Genomic DNA, 17,295 nt, shown 5'->3' on the forward strand with positions numbered 1-17,295 from the left:
AACGGATCACTGAACCGGTTTTTCGTAGTGCGTATCCATCTCGAATTTGCCCTGGAGATAGCAGATGCGCTTGATGATTTCCGAGAGGCCCTGTACGAACATCAGACCGAAGCCCAGCGGCAGCAGCAGCATCGCGGGCCAGCGGATCAGGCCGCCGGCGTTGCCTGAGACTTCACCTGAGCGCAGCATGCTCACGAACAGCGGCCAGCTCAGGTAGGCCAGCAGGCCCATCACGGGAAGCAGGAAGATGGCCAGGCCGAAGATGTCTACATACACCGGCCCGTTGCCCTTGAGCTTGCCGTAAATGATGTCGACCCGCACGTGCTCGTTGAGTTTGAGGACCACAGGTGCGCCCAGCATCACGGTGGCGGCGAACAGGTACCACTGGATTTCAAGCCAGCCGTTGGAGCTGATGTCCAGGCCGTAGCGCACAAAGGCGTTGCCGGCGGAAATCATCGCGGCGAGCAATACCGTCCAGGCGGCGATCTTGCCCAGTCGCGTGGTCAGCCAGTCGTAGGCCAGTGCGAGTTTGAGGAGTGCGGACACGGGATGTCTCCGATAAGTTCTTTTGAATGAGAAAGTACCCACCCGGGTACGTCGAGGCATGAATGGTACGACGGATGCCACCCGCAGCACTGAATAAAGACTGACAAAAAATTTCCGGGTTTACCCTAGGGTTTTACGGCTTGTGCCAGACTCTCGCGCATTTTTTCAGCGTACGGCCAGCCCGTGGCCGGCGGTGACGTCCCCGATGACCGCTGCCTCGGCAAAGCCCTGGGCGTGGAAAATTGCCAGAACCTCGGCGGCGCTGTCTGCATTGCAGGACACCAGCAGGCCTCCGGAGGTTTGCGGGTCACTGAGCAGGGCTTTGTCAGCTTCGGCAAAGGTTGCGGGCAAACTCACTTCATTTCCATAACTGGCCCAGTTGCGCCCCGAGGCGCCCGTCACACAACCTTGTGCCGCGAGTTCGCGCGCGCCACTGACCAGCGGCACGCGATGCCAGTCGATACGCAGCTGGACGCCGGCCCCGCGGGCCAGTTCCAGGCCGTGGCCTGCCAGGCCAAAGCCGGTGATGTCGGTGAGTGCATGCACGCCTTCCATGCGTGCCAGCTCGATACCCGGCTTGTTGAGCTGTGTGGTGAGCGCGATCATGCGGGCATAGCCCTCGGCATCCAGCTGTTCTTTTTTCAGCGCCGCTGACAGGATGCCGATGCCCAGTGGCTTGCCCAGCACCAGCACGTCACCGGTGCGCGCGCCGGAATTCTTCTTGACCCGCGAAGGGTGCACCAGGCCCAGCACCACCAGGCCATAAATCGGCTCGACCGAGTCGATGGTGTGCCCCCCCGCGATCGGGATGCCCGCATCGCGGCAGACGTCCTGCCCGCCGCGCAGGATCGCGCCTATGGTCTCCAGCGGCAGCACATTGATGGGCATGCCCACCAGCCCGAGCGCCATGATGGGCGTGCCGCCCATGGCATAGACGTCGCTGATTGCATTGGTGGCGGCGATGCGGCCGAAGTCGTAGGGATCATCGACGATGGGCATGAAGAAATCGGTCGTCGCGATCAGCGCCTGCTCGTCATTGAGCAGGTAAACAGCCGCGTCGTCGGCGGTTTCAATGCCTACCAGCAGCTGCGGCGGAATCGGGAGGTTGCTGGAGTTTTTGAGAATTTCACTCAGCACGCCAGGCGCAATCTTGCAGCCGCAACCGCCGCCATGCGACAGGCTGGTGAGCCGGGGTGGGGTGCCCGGAAGTGTTTCAGGGGCGTTCATGGCGTGCTTTCAATGGCGTTCCCGCGGTACCGGCGGTGCGCGGGGCAGCCAGTTTAAAACAAGGGGGTTTTCTCGGGCATTTCACCTGCTGCCCTCAGGCGCAACCCCGGCCGCGCTCCTGGCGCTTCAGTTGTCCTTGTCGGCCTTCAGTTCGCCTTTCACCGCGTCATACACAAACAGCTTTTTGGCCAGACCGGGCTGGTAATTGAGCATGTCAATCAGGAAGCTCAAGGCTCCGAGGTTATTGCCGAGGCGATCGACCGATCCCGCCATGTGGGCCTGCTGCTCATTGGCACCAGGTTTGAGCATCTGTTCCACGAGTTCGCGCATATGCATTACCGCCAGGGCTGCCTGGTCTACCCCCAGCATGGACAGCACGCCCTGCATCTGCGCGAGCTGCCCTGGTACCACGGCCAGGGGTTTTTTGTCCTCCGGCGTGCGGAAAAAGCTGTCGAGGGATTTTTCCAGCACACCCAGGGCCACGCGCAGTTCACCCACCACGCTTCCCATGGTCTGTTTGTCGTTGACGCGTTGGTACAGCTCCTCCATCCACGATTCCGGTGGTTGTGGCTGTCCGCCCGTCCTGGCGCTTTCAAGCCGCTCCGCAAGCCGGGCTGTCCGGGCCCACAGGCGCGGGTCGTTGGGGTCGAAATCGTCAAACACGGCTTCCAGGTACAGCACGGCGGTTGCCACCTCCAGCGCCAGTTCGGGGCTGGGGGCCTGACCCGAACTGACCGTCGAGGCGATCACGCGCGTCAGCGACCGCGCCATCGGCTCGCTCGGTGGATGCAGTTTTACCAGTGAATCCGTCACCAGGCTGAACTGGTCGTTCAAGGATTTGAACTTGCTCAGGTCTCCGGCGGTGGCTGCAGACCATGTTTCCTTTGCCGAGCTGATGCGCTTGCGGGCCTGCGCGATCAGGGCCGGGGCGAAGCGGCCGAACTGGACCGACTCATAGTCCACCGGCTTGAACCGTGTCAAGCCATAACTTGAACGAACCGCCGACAGCACCGGCGCGTCGCTGGAGCGTGGGACTTTCGCCTGGGAACACAGGAAAAGCAGATCTTCCGCAAGCCGGGCCGACGCCTCCGTACCCTTGGCCAGCCAGACATACTGCAGCAGGATGCGCAGGGTTGCACGCTTTACATAGAGATCGATCTTCAGCAGGCCTTTTGCCAGTGCTTCGAAATACGCCGCTGCAATTTTCCAGAAGGTCCTGGGCTCAATGCCGGTCTGGCCCTGGGCGAACCCCAGGCAGACATCGCTGAGGCTTTGCGCGGCTTCCGCGTCACCGGTCCGGATGAGGGTCAGCATCAACCGGTCCAGCAGCTGCCTGGATTCCCCGCCGTACGCCCTGGCATCGACAGTGATATTGAGGACCGGCTCTATCCAGCGCCACTGGAACACCCAGAGATCCGCCGGATGGACGCGGTCGGCGCCAACCAAGCCCTGGATGTCGCGGTACTGGGGGAAAAGTGACACCGCAGACACCGGTTTGCCGGCCAGCACGTCTTCGAGGTAATGCGTCAGGGAAAAACCGGCCAGTTCGATTTTGGTCGCAGCGTCCTGTGTGCATTGCCCCGGTGTCTGGATGAATTTTTGCACCGCCGTTTCCATGGCCCGCAGCACCAGCGCAGGCGCGCTCATGCCGACCATCTCCAGCGCGCCGACCGCCTGGTGCAACTGCTGGCGGGCAGTACGTAACTGACCGGCATCCAGTGCGGCGAGATCGGAGTTGCTGACGCCTTCAGCCTCCCGCAAAAAGCGTTTCAGGGCTTTGTTGGAACCTTCCAGCGACTTGCGGAGTTCTTCCAGCACCCACGCCAGGGGCCCGAGGTCCAGGAGCGTCATGTCGAGCTCGGCGGGCGATGAGTTCAGATCGTGTGGTTGCATAAGTGGCGTGCTGGTGAGTGAGTCAAGGGGCGGGGTCAAGGGGCAGTCGATGCGTCCTCCAGACACCCGCAGGCATTCTCAAGATACGGGGCGACTGGCCGGAGTCTATCCGTGTACTTGTTGTTACAAAAGGGGGTAAGTCGCCGTGGCGCGACACCTTGCCATCAATATTTCGTCGGGTTGGCAGGCCCCCTTGTTTGTCCTCGAGCCCAGTATGCAACCTAAACACTTATGCGCGCCAGCCGGTCGTCCGTCTGCTATTCTGGTCTCAATCGGCGCGCGGCTTTGATGGTGTCTTGTTTGTGTCCATTCGTGTCAGTGCTTGCCAGACTTTGTGCGGGTTCAAGACGCTACACCTTTTCATTACTCCCGCCAGCAATCATTTTTTTCGCGATGGACCGCCAGATCGATTCGCCCCTCATGCGCAGCGCCGGCCGTGACGTCCTGTCGCTGGCGCTGATGGATGCCCGCAATCACACCTTGCGGATTTTTGGCCAGTACCAGCAGGCGCTGGAATCCGTTGGTTTTGCCGTGCCGGGCTCCCCGCTGCTGAGCCCCCCGCTGTGGATGCTCGGCCACGTCGGCTGGTTCCAGGAATGGTGGATCGGCCGCAATGTGCAGCGTGCACAGGGAATACGCTGCGCACCGGGGCACACCCGCCTCGCTTCGATGGAACCCAATGCCGACCGCTGGTGGGACCCTGCGAGTGTTCCGCACAGCCAGCGCTGGTCGCTTGACCTGCCCGATGTGGAAGTTTGCCGTGCCTATCTGCTCGACACGCTGGAAAGCACGCTGGAATTACTGGGCAAAGCCGGGGAGGACGGCGACGCGCTCTACTTCTACCGCCTGTGCCTCTTTTATGAGGACATGCAGGCCGAAGCCTTGACCCACGCAGCGCAGATGCTGGGTGTGCCTATTGAGAAGGATTTGTTGCAAGCCTTCACACCCCCGCCCATGGCACTGCGGGGCGCGCTGTTGATCCCGGCTACCACCTGGAAAATGGGCTCTGCCGCACCATCGGGCACTGCAGGTTTTGTTTTTGACAACGAGCTGGCACAGCACGACATCAGCGTGCCCGAGTTCGAGATCGACGCGCAGCCGGTGAGCTGGGCGCAGTTCGTGGAGTTTGTCGATGACGGCGGCTATGACCGGCCCGAGTTCTGGCAGCCCGAGGGATGGGAGTGGTTGCAGGCCATCGTCAAAAGCGAAGGCAGGCGCGGTCCGCGTTACGTTGAACAGATTGGTGTGGCCAGCGGCGCCGTAATGCTGACCCGCTTTGGCAAGGCCATGCGCATGCTCGGCAACCAGCCGGCCATGCACATGAGCTGGTGGGAAGCTGACGCCTGGTGCCGCTGGGCCGGGCGCCGCCTGCCCGCAGAAGTGGAATGGGAAACCGCTGCGTGCACGGCCGCCCGCAGGGGCTTTCGCTGGGGCGACGTGTGGGAGTGGACGGGCACGACCTTTCGCGCTTACCCGGGTTTTGTGCCCGGTCCTTTCGCCGCGTATTCCGAACCCTGGTTCGGCAGCCAGAAGGTGTTGCGTGGCGGTTCGTTCGCCACGCGTGCGCGCCTGAAGCATCCCCGGTTCCGCAATTTCTGCCTGCCTGGCCGGGATGATATGTTCTGTGGCTTCAGGTCCTGTGCGCTATAAAAAGAATAGCTGGTAGCGCTAGTCCTGAAAGGGTTTCAGGCACTTTTCGCCAATTTTTCCTTGCGGTATGTCCACCAGGGCAAGGTGGCGCGCAGGGACAGCACTTTGCCGCTCTGGGCCGTTTCGCCGCTGTAGCCGGGCAACTCTTCCAGCGTGGCCTGCCAGTCGCGGCTCTGGAGCTCCTTGAGCAGTGCCTGCACCTGCGGCGTGGGCAGTTCGGACTTCAGGCACACCAGGTGGTAGCGCTCCTGCGCCAGCGGGATGAAGCCCAGGCCTTTCTCGCGCGCTGCCGTTTCAATGCCAAGGCCGGCATCGGCGACATTGCTGGCAATCGCCTGGGCCACGGCCGTATGGGATGGCTCCTGGCTCTGGTAGCCCTGGATATCTGAAGTCGCCACACCGGCTTTGCCCAGCAGTTCGTCCAGCAACACGCGTGTGCCGGTGCCTTCCGCCCGGTTCACGTAACGCACGCCCGGCCTTGCCAGGTCGGTGATGCCGGCGATCTGCAGCGGGTTGTTTTTGGCCACGATCAGGCCCTGCATGCGATGGGCGAAACCGATCAGCTTGTGCAGTCCGGGCTTGAGCAGGTTGCGGTAGGTCAGGGCCGTCACGGACTGACTGCCAGGCTGGTCCAGCGTGTGAAATCCGGCCATCATGCAGCGCCCCGCGTTCAGGGCGGCAATGGCGTCCACGCTGCCCATGAAGCGGATGTCCAGGTGCAGCCCGCGCGGGCTCGCCTGTTCGCGCAACGCAGAAAGCGCTGCGTCGTGGCTGGCATAGAGCGTGAGCACATGGGCGTTGTCGTCAAAGGCGGTGGAAAAAGCCCGTTCGATGTCGCCCCGCAATGCTTCGATCTGGGGCGCCAGCCGAGCCTGTGCCTGCCGCTCGGCCCAGAGCAGTTTCTCTCCGAATTCCGTGAGCCGTGCCCGCTGGCCCTTGTCCCAGACGATCAGTGTTCGTCCCAGGGTCTGCTCCCAGTCTTTGAGTGCACCCCACACGTGGCGGTACGACAGGTCGAGCGCCTTGGCGGCTTTGGAGATGGAGCCTTGTTCACGCACCGCATGGAGCATGTCCATCAGCGGATTGCGTATCAGGGCGTTTTTGCCCCGCTGTGGCGTGAGCAGGTAAGAGAGTTCGACTTTATGCATGGCGAGGCGGTAAGTGCACTGATTATGAGTGCACAGGTCAGCAGCGACGGGCGAAGGGCGGGCCGCGCTGCGAAGCGGGGATCAGCCTATGCAAATCAATTCATAGCGATGATTCCCGATATAAATCAAGGACTTGGGCGCTACGATTGGTACTGCGATCCGGAAGTATCGAAACATGAAAGCGCGTATTCGTAACCCATGGCAGCGTTGCAATCCTTGCGAAGGCGTATAGCCTTCGCTGCGGCTTGCGCCTCGCCCTGGGCACGAATCCATCACTTTCATTGTGTTTCGCTACTTCCGGATTGCAGTACCAGTGCCCCGCAGATCTCCCACATGAACACCTTCTCAGACAGCGCCGCCACGGCATTCACGCTCATCACCTCGCTCGATCCCATGCTGGCCAGCATCGTGGCCCGTTCATTGGCCGTGAGTGCCTGCGCCTGTCTCATTGCCTGCAGCGCTGGCCTGCTGCTCGGTGCGTGGCTGGGTGTGTCGCGTTTTCGCGGCCGCGGTGCGGTTCTGGCTGTGCTCAACACCGCGCTGGCCCTGCCCTCGGTGGTGGTCGGGCTGGTGGTGTACCTGTTGCTCTCCCGAACCGGCCCCCTCGGCTTCCTGGGCTGGCTGTTTTCCTTCAAGGCCATGGTGCTGGCGCAGGCTGTGCTGGTGCTGCCGGTCGTCACCGCGCTGGTTCGCCAGACGATTGAAGATGCCGACCGTTCTCATGGCGAGCAATTCCAGTCGCTGGGTGCGGGCCGCTTCGTGCGAGGCCTCATCCTTCTGTGGGACGAGCGTTATGCGTTGCTGACGGTGCTGATCGCCGCGTTCGGCCGGGCGATCTCGGAGGTCGGCGCGGTGATGGTGGTGGGCGGCAACATCGACGGCTTCACGCGCGTGATGACGACCTCGATCGCGCTGGAAACCAGCAAGGGCGATTTGCCGCTGGCGCTTGCGCTGGGCATCGTGCTGCTGGGTGTGGTGCTGCTGCTCAACATCCTGATAGCCTTGGTGCGGCGCTGGCGCGAGCAGTTCGACGACCGCCTGCCGGATGTGGCCCTGGCCACCGGGGGCGCACAGCCATGACGCAGGTTTTCAACCTGCACGCCATCGGTGTGCAGTTCGGCCAGGTCCATGCGCTCAGCGGCTGCAGCCTGCGTATCAAGGCCGGCGAAAGGCTGGCACTGGTGGGCGCCAACGGCAGCGGAAAGAGCACGCTGCTGCGAACCCTCAACGGCCTGGTACGGCCTTCTGCCGGCAGCTTTCAACACGACGTGCAATTGCGGCAGGCCATGCTGTTCCAGCGGCCTTACATGCTGCGCGCCAGCGTGCTGAACAACGTGGCACTCGGACTGTGGCTGGGTGGTGTGCGCTGGAAAGAGGCCAAAGTCCAGGCATTGGCTGCCCTGGAGCGCGTGGGGCTGGAAGACCTGGCTACACGCAATGCCAAGGCGCTGTCGGGCGGGCAGCAGCAGCGTGTGGCGCTGGCGCGTGCCTGGGCGCTCAAGCCGCAGGTCCTGTTGCTCGACGAGCCCACGGCCAGCCTGGACCCCACGGCCAAGCGCGAGGTCGAGCGCCTGATGGCGGAATTTGCCGATGCCGGCATGACGCTCATTTTCAGCAGCCACAACCTGGGGCAGGTCAAGCGGCTGGCCAGCCGGGTGATTTACCTTGAGCACGGCCGGCTGGTAGCCGACTTGCCGACTGCGGCCTTTTTCACCGGTCCTGTCCCCGCAGCGGCAGAAGCATTTTTAAAAGGAGAACTTGCATGAACAGCTTGAGCATGGTGTCGGGAATTTTCGGGTCGATCAGGGCTTTGGCGCTTGTCCCGCTTGCGCTGGCAGCTACTGTTTCGATAGCACAAACCAGCACTATCGTGATGGCGTCAACCACCTCGACCGAGCAGTCAGGCCTGTTTCCTTACCTGCTGCCCGAGTTCAAAAAAGCCACGGGCATTGACGTGAAAGTAGTCGCTGTCGGCACCGGCCAGGCTATCGATATGGGCCGCCGGGGTGATGCTGACGTGCTCTTTGTGCACGACCAGGTGGCGGAAGAAAAAGTCGTGGCTGAGGGCTTTGCCATCAAGCGTTTTCCCGTGATGTACAACGACTTCGTGCTGATCGGCCCCGCAGCTGATCCAGCCAAAACCAGGGGCAGGGACATTGTCGAAGCGCTGAAAAAACTCAGCGCCGCCAATGCCGGTTTTATCTCTCGCGGTGACAAGAGCGGCACGCACGCCGCCGAACTTCGCTACTGGAAAGCCGCGGGCGTCGAGACGCCGGGCGACAAGCCTGCGTTTGCCAACTACAAGGCTTGCGGCTGCGGCATGGGCCCGGCGCTCAACATCGCGGCCAGCAGCGGCGGCTATGTGTTGGCCGACCGCGGCACCTGGCTGTCCTTCAAAAACCGCGGCGACCTGGTCGTGCTGGTCGAAGGCGATACCAAGCTGTTTAACCAGTACGGCGTGATGGTGGTGAACCCCGCCAAGCATCCGCAGACCAAAGTGGTGGAAGCGCAGAAGTTTGTGGACTGGGTGATTTCACCAGCTGGCCAGAACGTGATTGCCGGCTACAAGATCAATGGCGAGCAGCTGTTCTTTCCAAACGCAAAATGAGTTCCCCCCTGTCCAGGCTCACTGCGTGTAGCCTGTCCTCCCCTCCAGGGGGCGGCGCCTGCGGCCCGGCGAAGCCGGTTCCGCGGCGCCTGCTGGTATGGATTGCTGCTGCGGTTGTTTTTTCAGGAGGCTTGACTATGGCGCATGCCCAATCGCCCGCAGCATCTGCTGAAGGCGCCGCGCCGCTGCGCGTGTATGCGGCGGGCAGCCTGCGCGAAGCGCTCACTGAAGCCGCGCGCGCGTATGAAACCCGCACGGGCGTGAAAACCCAGCTGACCTTTGGCGCCTCTGGCCTGCTGCGCGAACGCATCGAGAAGGGTGAGCCGGCGCAGGTGTTTGCCTCGGCCGACACGCAGCATCCCCAGCGCCTGTATGCCGCAGCGGGAAGTTCATGGGCGCAACCCACGCTCTTCGTGCGCAACCAGCTGTGCGCGTTGGCCGTGCCGCAGCTCAATGCCGATTCGGGAAAGTTGCTCGACCTGATGCTGGATCCCGCCGTCAAGCTCGGCACCTCCACGCCCAGGGCGGACCCGTCGGGCGACTATGCATGGGAAGCGTTCCGCAAGGCGGAAGCACTCAAGCCCGGTGCTTACACGGCACTGGACGCCAAGGCACTCAAGCTCACCGGTTCGCCCGAAGCGCCCCAGCCTCCAGCAGGCCGGGGGGTTTATGAGTGGCTGGTTTCGGAAGGGCGTGCTGATCTGTTCCTGACTTATTGCACCAATGCTGTGGCGGTTCGCAAGGACCTGCCGCGGATGAATGTGGTGCAGATGCCGGCGGCTCTACAGGTGAGTGCGGCCTACGGTTTGACTGCGCGAAGCGGGGATGCTGCTGCTGGGCAGTTTGCTGCCTACTTGTTGACGCCGGAAGCGCAGGAGGTGTTTCGGCGGTTTGGTTTTGGGGCGCCCTAGCAAGACACCCACCCCCGTCCAGTCTCACTGCGTGTAGCCTGTTCCCTCCTCGAGGGGGCGGCGCCTGCGGTCTGGCAAAGCCAGTCCCGCGGCTGCCCGCTTGCACTCATTAATCCAGCATGAGCCGCGGAACCGGCTTTGCCGGGTCGCAGGGCGGGCGGCCCCCTCGGGGGGCAGCGACCCACACGAAGTGGGGGAGCGTGGGGGCTACATATAATCACCCCGTGCCCCACCACCCCGTATCCCGCTCGACCCTTCCCGTATGGGAACGCCTTGCCGCCTGGCTGGCTTTCCTGGCCGTGGCGGCGGCGTTGTGGGCACCGGTGTCCATGCTCGCCCAGGACGTGCGCAGCGGCAAGCTGAGCGGCATTTGCAGCGTCAACACCGCTTCGTCTGATGCCGGCATGGACTCCACCGATGGCAATGCAGCCTCCCCAGGCCAGCGCTGCGACCTGTGCGGCTCAGCAGGGCTGGTGCTGCCACCTCTACCGGTAGCAAGCGTTTCCTGTGTCACCGGTACCACGGTTGCGGTGGCGGATATTCCGGCAACCACCGGCACTGCCATCTCCGGGCTGCCTTTCAGCCGCGCACCTCCCGCACTTTGAACTGAACCGCCTCTCGCTGGAGGCCTCAGGCATCCCGCGCACGGGCCTTGCGGCCGGCGCCGTGCCATCGTTCATTTCAGCGTGCACTTTCACGAGCCATTTCTGCGCACCCGTGCGCTCCGTTCGGCATGGCGCTCGCTGCGCTGGCTGGCCCTAATTTCAGCCGCAAATCCTGGTGCCTTTAATTTTCAATCCTGTAAGAATCAATCATGAAATACCCAAATGCTATTAAAACCATAGCTGCTTGCGCTCGTCCCTATTGGGCTGGAGCTATCTTTATTGCTGTATCCCTGCCTGCCACCGCACACGTCACCCTGGAATACCAGGTCGCCAATGCAGGCAGCTACTACAAGGGCACATTCAAGGTCGGGCATGGCTGCGGGAATTCACCCGTCAAACAGATCGTGGTCACCATCCCCGCGGGTGTGCAGGGTGCCAAGCCCATGCCCAAAGCAGGCTGGACGCTGGAGGTTACACGCGAGAAGCTGGCGCAGCCGCTGCTGGACCACGGCAAAACCGTCACCGAAGACGTGTCGCGAATCAGCTGGACGGCTAAAACCCCCGCTGACTATCTGCAGAACGACTGGTACGACGAATTTGTGCTGCAGGCCAAACTGCCTGCACAAGCGGGCATGTTGTATTGGCCGGTAAGCCAGGTTTGCGAGACCGGCAAGGTTGACTGGGCCGAAGTGCCTCAGCCGGGAAAAAAATTGTCCGATCTCAAAAACCCTGCTGCCGCGCTGGAGCTGATGTCGGCGGGTGGTGGTGAGCACAATCACTGAGCGAGCCCTGTAGTCTTGGTTTCAGATTCAATTCACTGCTTCAAGGAGCATTTACACATGACATCCGCAAAATTCTCAAAAGCCGTGTTGGCATTTTCGATGGCACTGGCCAGCATGCTCGCCCTGGCCCAGACGGCCGCCGTCAAGGTCGATGGGGCGTGGGCGCGCGCTACTGTGCAAGGGCAAAAAGGCACGGGGGCTTTTATGAGCCTCACCGCCAAAGATGGGGCCCAGCTGATCGGCGTGTCGTCGCCGGTGGCGGGCGTGGCTGAAGTGCATGAAATGAAAATGGACGGCGACGTCATGAAAATGCGGGCCGTGCCATCGCTTGATTTGCCTGCCGGCAAAAAGGTCGAGCTCAAGCCAGGGGGTTACCACGTCATGCTGATGGACCTCAAGGCACCGCTGGCCAAAGACAGCACAATCCCCGTGACCCTGCTGTTCAGGGACGCCAAAGGTGTGGAAAGCAAGCTCGAGCTGAAGCTGCCGGTTGCCACCGCCGCACCGGGAGCAGCCGGTGCCACGGCCGAGCACAAGCACTGATTTGTGTTTGCCGGGTTAGCTGCGTTTGCCCGAGCCCAGGCGGCGGTAAACCGTGGCCCGGCTGACGCCGAGCGCTTTTGCGGCCTGCAGCACATTGCCGCGTGAATCGGTCACTGCCTTGCGGATCAAGGCGGTTTCGAGTTCCTTCAGCGTTCGCGACGCGGCGCCTGAAGGCGGCAGGCTGGTTGCAGGGGGCGGCGAGTCTCGGCCGGGCAACTGCGGCAGCGCATGCAGGCGCAGGCCCGTCCAGAGCGGCACCTCCAGGATGCCGCCATTCACTGGCGCCTGGCGCTGCGCCGCGTCAAACAGCATTTCGAAGGGCATGGCAAAGAGATCGTTGCAATGCGGCGCCATGCCTGCGGTGAAGCCCAGCTGCGAAATCATCTGCCGCGCCGCCTGGTTGGCGCCAGTGACGCAACCATCGGTATCCACGCACACCAGCCCATCGGTTTCATCTCCCAGCGTGCGGCCCGGCCAATTCAGCCGGATCAGCAATGCATGGGGCTTGCCCAAAGTGAGCGCGTTCTCTATGCTGCGCGCGGATTGTGCGACGAGGTGTTTGAGCTCGGGCCTCTCGACCACTTCGATGCCCGTCAGGTCCAGCATGCCGGCGCAGCGGCCGTCGGGGCCGAACAAGGGCGCGCCGGCACAGCTGTAGACCGAGGTGGCATCAAAAAAATGCTCACCCCGATGCAGCCACACCGGTTGCAGTTCGGTCAGCGCTGCGCCGATGGCGGTAGTGCCCACTTGTTGTTCCGAAAGGTCCGTGCCGATGCGTGTGATCATGTCGGCGCGGCGGTCGCGCCGGTCGATGGGGCCATTCACATTGATGACCACGCCGGCCTGGTTGGTCAGGATGGCGAAGTAGCGCGTGTCGGCAATGGCCTGGCCCAGCTTTTCCAGCACAGGCGCCGCAGCCTGCACCAGCCGGTGGTTGGCTTCCAGGGTGCGCCGCAGTGCGGCGGCAGAAACCATGTCAAAGGAGGGAGCCTGCTCCGGCCGATGGCCCTGGGCCAGGCAGCGCATCCAGGACCGCTCTATCCAGTTCTCAACCAGCGGCGCGGTGCCTGCTGGCAGTGGATCGCCGTGAAGAACTGCCTGGCGAGCGTGTCCGATGCGCGCCAGCCTGTCTTGCCCGCCCGTCGCCGGGGCGGAGTGAAAAGGGGTCATGGATGCCATGGTGCATTGTGGCCAATTCCTGCGGCACGTGCAGCGTGCGATGCGGATGGCCGTGCTCCTGCAATATAGGACAGGCAAACCGGAGTGATTACTTTTTTTCTGGGTGGAAAGTGGCCGGAATCGATTCTTAGCGTGCGCCAGCAGCTATAAAAAACATAGCGGTTTTGAGGCCGGCCACGGTCATCAGCAGGGATCCCAGCACGTGTACGGTGGCCGTAAGCGCGGCCAGCCCATAGCGCGCTTCCATCAGGAAGATCACCACTTCGGCCGAAAACGAGGAAAACGTGGTGAGGCCGCCCAGGAATCCGGTCACCAGCGCCAGCCGCCACACTGGGTCCAGCTGCGGCATGGACTGGAAGCCGGCGATGCAGATACCAATCAGGTAGCCACCAATAAGATTGGCCGCAAGGGTGCCCCAGGGAATGAGGCCGCCAGGCGTCAGCCACAGGCCGAGGCCCCAGCGCGCCAGCGCACCGATTGAAGCTCCAATGGAAATCGCGATGACGTTCAGCATGACGGTAGTGGCGGCGGTGAGTTGGTTGTTTGGCGGGAGAATAGAGCCATGACTTTAACCTCAGCACCCGCTTTCAGCGAGCCTTCGGGCTTCCTGGGGGTGGTAATGCTCGACACGCGCTTTCCGCGGCTACCGGGTGACATCGGCCACCCCGACGCTTTTGGCGTGCCCGTTCGCCAGCGGGTGGTGCCGGGAGCCGGGCCCGGCAAGATTGTGCAGACCGCCGCCGGCCTGCGTGCTGCGGGTGTGCTGCCGGCTTTTGTGCAGGCGGTGCAGGCCCTGGCGAGCGAGGGTGCGCTGGCCATCACCACCAGCTGCGGTTTCCTCGTGCTGCTGCAGGACGAGCTGCAGGCGGCCGTGCCGGTTCCTGTTGTCACGTCCAGCCTGCTTCAATTGCCGACGCTGCTTGCACGCCACGCCAGGGTGGGCGTACTGACCATCAGTTCAGCGGCGTTGGGCGCAGAGCATTTGCGTGCAGCGGGTGTGACTCATGAACGCTTGGCGGATGTGGTGGTGCAGGGGGTCAATCCTGACGGTGAATTCGCCACCGCTATTTTGGGGAATCGCCAAATCATGGTCATGGAGAAGGCGTGCGGTGACGTGGTGGCAGCGGCAATCGCTCTCCGTCAGCGTGAGCCTACCCTCCAGGCGGTAGTGCTTGAATGCACCAACTTGCCGCCGTATCGCCAAGCGATTGAAGAGGCCACCGGCTTTAAGACCTGGGCGCTGACCGACGATGAACGGCTGCTGCGCCCGTGGAGATGAGCGCCGCTGGCCTCACATCTTGCCCGGCAGCCAGGTGGCGATCTGCGGGAAGAACCAGAGCAGCAATACCATGCCGCACATGAGGAAGAAAAACGGCAAGGTCACTCGCGCGATGTAGGTGATTTCCTTTTTGGTCATGCCCTGGAGCACAAACAGGTTGAATCCCACGGGCGGCGTGATCTGCGCCATCTCGACCACGATGACGATGAAGATACCGAACCAGATCAGGTCCAGTCCGGCTGCCTGCACCGTGGGCAGGATGACGCCCATGGTCAGCACCACCATCGAAATGCCGTCCAGGAAGCAGCCCAGGACGACGTAGAAGATGCTCAGCACGATGATGAGCATGAAGGGGCTAAGACCGAGGCTGGAGACGAATTCGGCCAGGTGGCGCGGCAGCCCGATGTAACCCATGCTCAGCGTCAGGAACGCGGCGCCGGCCAGGATCAGCGCGATCATGCAGTACAACCGCGTCGCACCCAGCAAGGATTCCTTGAAGGTGTTCCAGCTCATGGATCTCTGCACGACGGCCAGCACGAGCGAGCCGACGACGCCGATGGCTGCGGCTTCGGTCGCGGTGGCCACACCGGTATAGATGGAACCCAACACGGCGCCGATCAGGAGTACGACCGGAATCAGGTGGCGTGACTCGTAGATTTTTTCGCCAAAACTCATCGCGGCATCGGGCGGCGGGATCTTGCCTTTGTTGAGCAAGGCCCAGACGACCAGGTAGCCTGAGAAAAGAGAAGCCAGCAACAGGCCGGGAAAAACACCCGCTATGAACAGGCGGGCAATCGACACGTCGGCGCTGACGCCATAGACGATCATGATGATGGATGGCGGGATCAGAAGGCCCAGCGTGCCGGCGCCCGCGAGGGAGCCTATCGTGATGTCTTCCGGGTAACCGCGTTTGGCCAGCTCCGGCAGAGTCATCTTGCCAATGGTGGCGCAGGTTGCCGCTGAGGAGCCAGAGACCGCGGCAAAAATGGTGCAGCCGATGACGTTGGTGTGCAGCAGTCCACCCGGTAGCCGGCTGACCCAGGGGGCGAGGCCCTTGAACATGCTTTCGCTGAGCTTGGTACGAAACAGGATTTCTCCCATCCATACAAAAAGGGGCAGGGCCGTCAGTGTCCAGCTTGAGGAAGACCCCCAGATGGTCACCGCCATGGCGTCGCCCGCGGCTCGCGAAGAGAAAAGCTGCATGCCTATCCAGGCCACACCCGACAGCGTGAGGCCTATCCAGACACCGGAGCCCAGAATCAGGAAAAGCGAAAGTATCAGCAGCGAGGTGATGGCGAGATCGGACATTGAAGCTCTTTTGTTCTTGCTTATTCGTGATGCAGCGCTTCGTCGCTGCTGGCCTGGGTGCGCCGGCCTCTGATTTCCAGCACCAGTTCATCGATGAATGCGATCATCAGGATGACGGCACCTACGCCCATGGTGATCTGGGGAATCCATAGCGGCGTAGCGTCATTCCCGGTGGAAATGTCGTGGTAGGCATAGGAGTTGACCGACAGCATGACGCTGTACCAGGCGAACAGCATCGAAAGGGCGCTAGCCGCGGCCAGGGCCCAGATTTCCAGCGCGCGCTGGGCGCTGCCACGAAGGCCGTTGAGGATCAGCGTGACGCGGATGTGCTCACCCTTCTTGAGGGTGTGGGCCAGCGCCAGAAAACCGCTGGCAGCCATGCAGTAACCGGCATACATGTCGGTCCCGCGCAGCGACCAGGCGAACTGGCGGTCGAGGACGCCGGCCAGTACCGACACCAGCGTACCGATCATGAACAGGGCGCCCAGCCATGCCGCACCGTCATACAGCGCATCGAGCATGCGGCGCATGGCTATTTCTTCGCTGCGTTGGATTTTTCGAATGCAGACAGCAGGGCTTCACCCTCGGGGCCGGCGCGTTTGATCCAGTCTGCCTTCATGATGCTGCCCACCTGGCGCAGGTCGGCTACCAGCTTGGGCGAGGGCGTCATGATCTTCATGCCTTTTTCGGCCAGGGCTTTTTTGTAGAAGTCGTTCTTCTCCTCGCTGACTTTCCAGCCACGGGTCTCGGCATCCGCAGCGGCCTTCAAAACGGCAGCCTGGGTAGGTGCGTCCAGCGCCTCAAAGGATTTTTTGTTCACGATGACGGCGTTCTTGGGCAGCCAGGCCTGCACGTCATACCAGTACTTGATGCTTTCGTAGGTCTTGGTGTCGTAGCCGGTGGAGCCCGAACTCATGTAGCTGTTGACGACGCCGGTTGCCATAGCCTGGCTCAGCTCCGCGGCCTGAACGGTCACGGGTTGCGCGCCGACCAGCTCGGCAATCTTGCTGGTGGCCGGGCTGTAAGCGCGCCACTTGAGGCCTTTCATGTCGGCGACGGCGGTGATTTCCTTGTTGACGTAGATGCCCTGGGGAGGCCAGGCCACGGTGTAGAGCAGCTTCATGCCTTGCGCGCCCAGCAGTTTTTCAAGCGCCGGCTTTTGCGCTTCGGCCAGCTTGTGTGCCGAGGCGTAGCTGGAGGCCACAAAGGGCAGGCCGTCTGCACCAAATATTGCGTTCTCGTTCTCGAAGTTGACTAACAGGATCTCACCGATCTGGGCCTGGCCGCCTTGCACCGCACGCTTGATTTCGTTGGCCTTGAAGAGCGAGGCGTTGGCGTGCACCGTGATCTTGAGTTTGCCGCCGCTGGCCTTGTCGACGTCTGCCGCGAACTGCGTCAGCGTTTCCGTGTGGAAGTTGCTGGCCGGGTAGGCCGCGGGCAAATCCCACTTGGTCTGGGCGAAGGCGTTGGCGCCGAAGGCGAGAGCGGCGGCCACCAGGGTGACTTTGAATTTCATGAAAAGCTCCAGGACAAGGAATTAGTAAGTAGTAATAGGATAGACGCAAATCCCGCGCCAGTTCACCGGGCATACCCCGAAAAGCCGGCGCCTACCTGTT

18 protein-coding genes are annotated in these 17,295 nt (G+C 62.3%); 9 read left to right on the forward strand and 9 right to left on the reverse strand.

The features are described from left to right. Positions 1 to 6 precede the first annotated feature (6 nt). The 3 genes from AC1DY9_RS01185 to AC1DY9_RS01195 form a co-directional block, all read right to left on the reverse strand. Positions 7 to 546 (reverse strand): TRAP transporter small permease subunit, encoded by a 540-nt coding sequence (locus tag AC1DY9_RS01185; RefSeq protein ID WP_457280020.1) that lies wholly within the window; start codon positions 544 to 546, stop codon positions 7 to 9. A gap of 165 nt (positions 547 to 711) precedes the next feature. Continuing rightward, on the reverse strand, positions 712 to 1,773 hold the full coding sequence (gene selD / locus AC1DY9_RS01190) for a selenide, water dikinase SelD (protein ID WP_477665607.1): 1,062 nt from the start codon (positions 1,771 to 1,773) through the stop codon (positions 712 to 714). A 126-nt stretch (positions 1,774 to 1,899) separates the two neighbouring features. Next, complete coding sequence (locus AC1DY9_RS01195) at positions 1,900 to 3,666, reverse strand: FimL-related protein (protein ID WP_457280022.1); 1,767 nt, start codon at positions 3,664 to 3,666, stop codon at positions 1,900 to 1,902. A gap of 393 nt (positions 3,667 to 4,059) precedes the next feature. Here AC1DY9_RS01195 and senA point away from each other — a divergent pair, with 393 nt between their 5' ends. Beyond that, positions 4,060 to 5,316: a selenoneine synthase SenA gene (senA, locus tag AC1DY9_RS01200; protein WP_477665608.1), complete on the forward strand. Its 1,257-nt coding sequence runs from the start codon at positions 4,060 to 4,062 to the stop codon at positions 5,314 to 5,316. Between the two features lie 35 nt (positions 5,317 to 5,351). Here the strand turns inward: senA and AC1DY9_RS01205 are convergent, their stop codons facing one another. After that, the gene (locus AC1DY9_RS01205) at positions 5,352 to 6,464 is read right to left on the reverse strand and encodes a substrate-binding domain-containing protein (RefSeq protein ID WP_477665609.1); all 1,113 of its coding nucleotides are present in this window, start codon (positions 6,462 to 6,464) and stop codon (positions 5,352 to 5,354) included. Between the two features lie 333 nt (positions 6,465 to 6,797). On the opposite strand from AC1DY9_RS01205, the gene AC1DY9_RS01210 reads away from it, so the two are divergent. The 7 genes from AC1DY9_RS01210 (at position 6,798) to AC1DY9_RS01240 (ending at position 11,913) form a co-directional block, all read left to right on the forward strand. Further along, positions 6,798 to 7,544 (forward strand): ABC transporter permease, encoded by a 747-nt coding sequence (locus AC1DY9_RS01210; RefSeq protein ID WP_457280025.1) that lies wholly within the window; start codon positions 6,798 to 6,800, stop codon positions 7,542 to 7,544. Continuing rightward, entirely contained in the window at positions 7,541 to 8,230 is a 690-nt protein-coding gene (locus tag AC1DY9_RS01215; protein ID WP_457306875.1) for an ABC transporter ATP-binding protein, read from the forward strand. The genes AC1DY9_RS01210 and AC1DY9_RS01215 overlap by 4 nt, the downstream gene beginning before the upstream one ends. Then, complete coding sequence (locus tag AC1DY9_RS01220) at positions 8,227 to 9,072, forward strand: ABC transporter substrate-binding protein (protein ID WP_457280027.1); 846 nt, start codon at positions 8,227 to 8,229, stop codon at positions 9,070 to 9,072. Before AC1DY9_RS01215 ends, AC1DY9_RS01220 begins: the two co-directional genes overlap by 4 nt. A 137-nt stretch (positions 9,073 to 9,209) precedes the next feature. Further along, positions 9,210 to 9,983: a molybdate ABC transporter substrate-binding protein gene (locus AC1DY9_RS01225; RefSeq protein WP_457280028.1), complete on the forward strand. Its 774-nt coding sequence runs from the start codon at positions 9,210 to 9,212 to the stop codon at positions 9,981 to 9,983. A 224-nt stretch (positions 9,984 to 10,207) separates the two neighbouring features. Beyond that, the gene (locus tag AC1DY9_RS01230) at positions 10,208 to 10,588 is read left to right on the forward strand and encodes a DUF2946 family protein (RefSeq protein ID WP_457280029.1); all 381 of its coding nucleotides are present in this window, start codon (positions 10,208 to 10,210) and stop codon (positions 10,586 to 10,588) included. A 209-nt stretch (positions 10,589 to 10,797) separates the two neighbouring features. Beyond that, on the forward strand, positions 10,798 to 11,370 hold the full coding sequence (locus AC1DY9_RS01235; protein WP_457280030.1) for a YcnI family copper-binding membrane protein: 573 nt from the start codon (positions 10,798 to 10,800) through the stop codon (positions 11,368 to 11,370). Positions 11,371 to 11,427: 57 nt separating this feature from the next. After that, entirely contained in the window at positions 11,428 to 11,913 is a 486-nt protein-coding gene (locus AC1DY9_RS01240; protein ID WP_477665610.1) for a copper chaperone PCu(A)C, read from the forward strand. A 15-nt stretch (positions 11,914 to 11,928) separates the two neighbouring features. On the opposite strand, the gene AC1DY9_RS01245 is transcribed toward AC1DY9_RS01240, so the two are convergent. Together AC1DY9_RS01245 and crcB are read right to left on the reverse strand one after the other, a co-directional pair. Next, complete coding sequence (locus AC1DY9_RS01245) at positions 11,929 to 13,092, reverse strand: helix-turn-helix domain-containing protein (protein WP_477665611.1); 1,164 nt, start codon at positions 13,090 to 13,092, stop codon at positions 11,929 to 11,931. A gap of 127 nt (positions 13,093 to 13,219) precedes the next feature. After that, entirely contained in the window at positions 13,220 to 13,606 is a 387-nt protein-coding gene (gene crcB / locus AC1DY9_RS01250) for a fluoride efflux transporter CrcB (RefSeq protein ID WP_457280033.1), read from the reverse strand. 48 nt (positions 13,607 to 13,654) lie between these two features. On the opposite strand from crcB, the gene AC1DY9_RS01255 reads away from it, so the two are divergent. Beyond that, positions 13,655 to 14,371, forward strand: coding sequence for an aspartate/glutamate racemase family protein (locus AC1DY9_RS01255; protein ID WP_457280034.1), 717 nt, complete (start codon positions 13,655 to 13,657; stop codon positions 14,369 to 14,371). Between the two features lie 12 nt (positions 14,372 to 14,383). On the opposite strand, the gene AC1DY9_RS01260 is transcribed toward AC1DY9_RS01255, so the two are convergent. From AC1DY9_RS01260 to AC1DY9_RS01270, 3 genes are read right to left on the reverse strand one after another with little or no spacing between them, the layout of a single operon-like run. Further along, on the reverse strand, positions 14,384 to 15,679 hold the full coding sequence (locus AC1DY9_RS01260; protein WP_457280035.1) for a TRAP transporter large permease: 1,296 nt from the start codon (positions 15,677 to 15,679) through the stop codon (positions 14,384 to 14,386). Between the two features lie 20 nt (positions 15,680 to 15,699). Then, positions 15,700 to 16,209, reverse strand: a complete 510-nt coding sequence (locus tag AC1DY9_RS01265) for a TRAP transporter small permease (RefSeq protein WP_477665612.1) — start codon at positions 16,207 to 16,209, stop codon at positions 15,700 to 15,702. Positions 16,210 to 16,211: 2 nt separating this feature from the next. Beyond that, positions 16,212 to 17,195, reverse strand: a complete 984-nt coding sequence (locus tag AC1DY9_RS01270; RefSeq protein WP_457280037.1) for a TRAP transporter substrate-binding protein — start codon at positions 17,193 to 17,195, stop codon at positions 16,212 to 16,214. Between the last annotated feature and the right edge of the window lie 100 nt (positions 17,196 to 17,295).

Source organism: Polaromonas sp. P1_F6, assembly GCF_056405695.1.

Coding starts and splice junctions, on each gene's coding strand:
- AC1DY9_RS01265 (WP_477665612.1), bottom strand. CDS start 16,209: ATGCGCCGCATGCTCGATGCGCTGTATGACGGTGCGGCATGGCTGGGC.
- AC1DY9_RS01260 (WP_457280035.1), bottom strand. CDS start 15,679: ATGTCCGATCTCGCCATCACCTCGCTGCTGATACTTTCGCTTTTCCTG.
- AC1DY9_RS01215 (WP_457306875.1), top strand. CDS start 7,541: ATGACGCAGGTTTTCAACCTGCACGCCATCGGTGTGCAGTTCGGCCAG.
- AC1DY9_RS01205 (WP_477665609.1), bottom strand. CDS start 6,464: ATGCATAAAGTCGAACTCTCTTACCTGCTCACGCCACAGCGGGGCAAA.
- senA (WP_477665608.1), top strand. CDS start 4,060: ATGGACCGCCAGATCGATTCGCCCCTCATGCGCAGCGCCGGCCGTGAC.
- crcB (WP_457280033.1), bottom strand. CDS start 13,606: ATGCTGAACGTCATCGCGATTTCCATTGGAGCTTCAATCGGTGCGCTG.
- AC1DY9_RS01245 (WP_477665611.1), bottom strand. CDS start 13,092: ATGGCATCCATGACCCCTTTTCACTCCGCCCCGGCGACGGGCGGGCAA.
- AC1DY9_RS01225 (WP_457280028.1), top strand. CDS start 9,210: ATGGCGCATGCCCAATCGCCCGCAGCATCTGCTGAAGGCGCCGCGCCG.
- AC1DY9_RS01195 (WP_457280022.1), bottom strand. CDS start 3,666: ATGCAACCACACGATCTGAACTCATCGCCCGCCGAGCTCGACATGACG.
- AC1DY9_RS01220 (WP_457280027.1), top strand. CDS start 8,227: ATGAACAGCTTGAGCATGGTGTCGGGAATTTTCGGGTCGATCAGGGCT.
- AC1DY9_RS01240 (WP_477665610.1), top strand. CDS start 11,428: ATGACATCCGCAAAATTCTCAAAAGCCGTGTTGGCATTTTCGATGGCA.
- AC1DY9_RS01255 (WP_457280034.1), top strand. CDS start 13,655: ATGACTTTAACCTCAGCACCCGCTTTCAGCGAGCCTTCGGGCTTCCTG.
- AC1DY9_RS01270 (WP_457280037.1), bottom strand. CDS start 17,195: ATGAAATTCAAAGTCACCCTGGTGGCCGCCGCTCTCGCCTTCGGCGCC.
- selD (WP_477665607.1), bottom strand. CDS start 1,773: ATGAACGCCCCTGAAACACTTCCGGGCACCCCACCCCGGCTCACCAGC.
- AC1DY9_RS01210 (WP_457280025.1), top strand. CDS start 6,798: ATGAACACCTTCTCAGACAGCGCCGCCACGGCATTCACGCTCATCACC.
- AC1DY9_RS01235 (WP_457280030.1), top strand. CDS start 10,798: ATGAAATACCCAAATGCTATTAAAACCATAGCTGCTTGCGCTCGTCCC.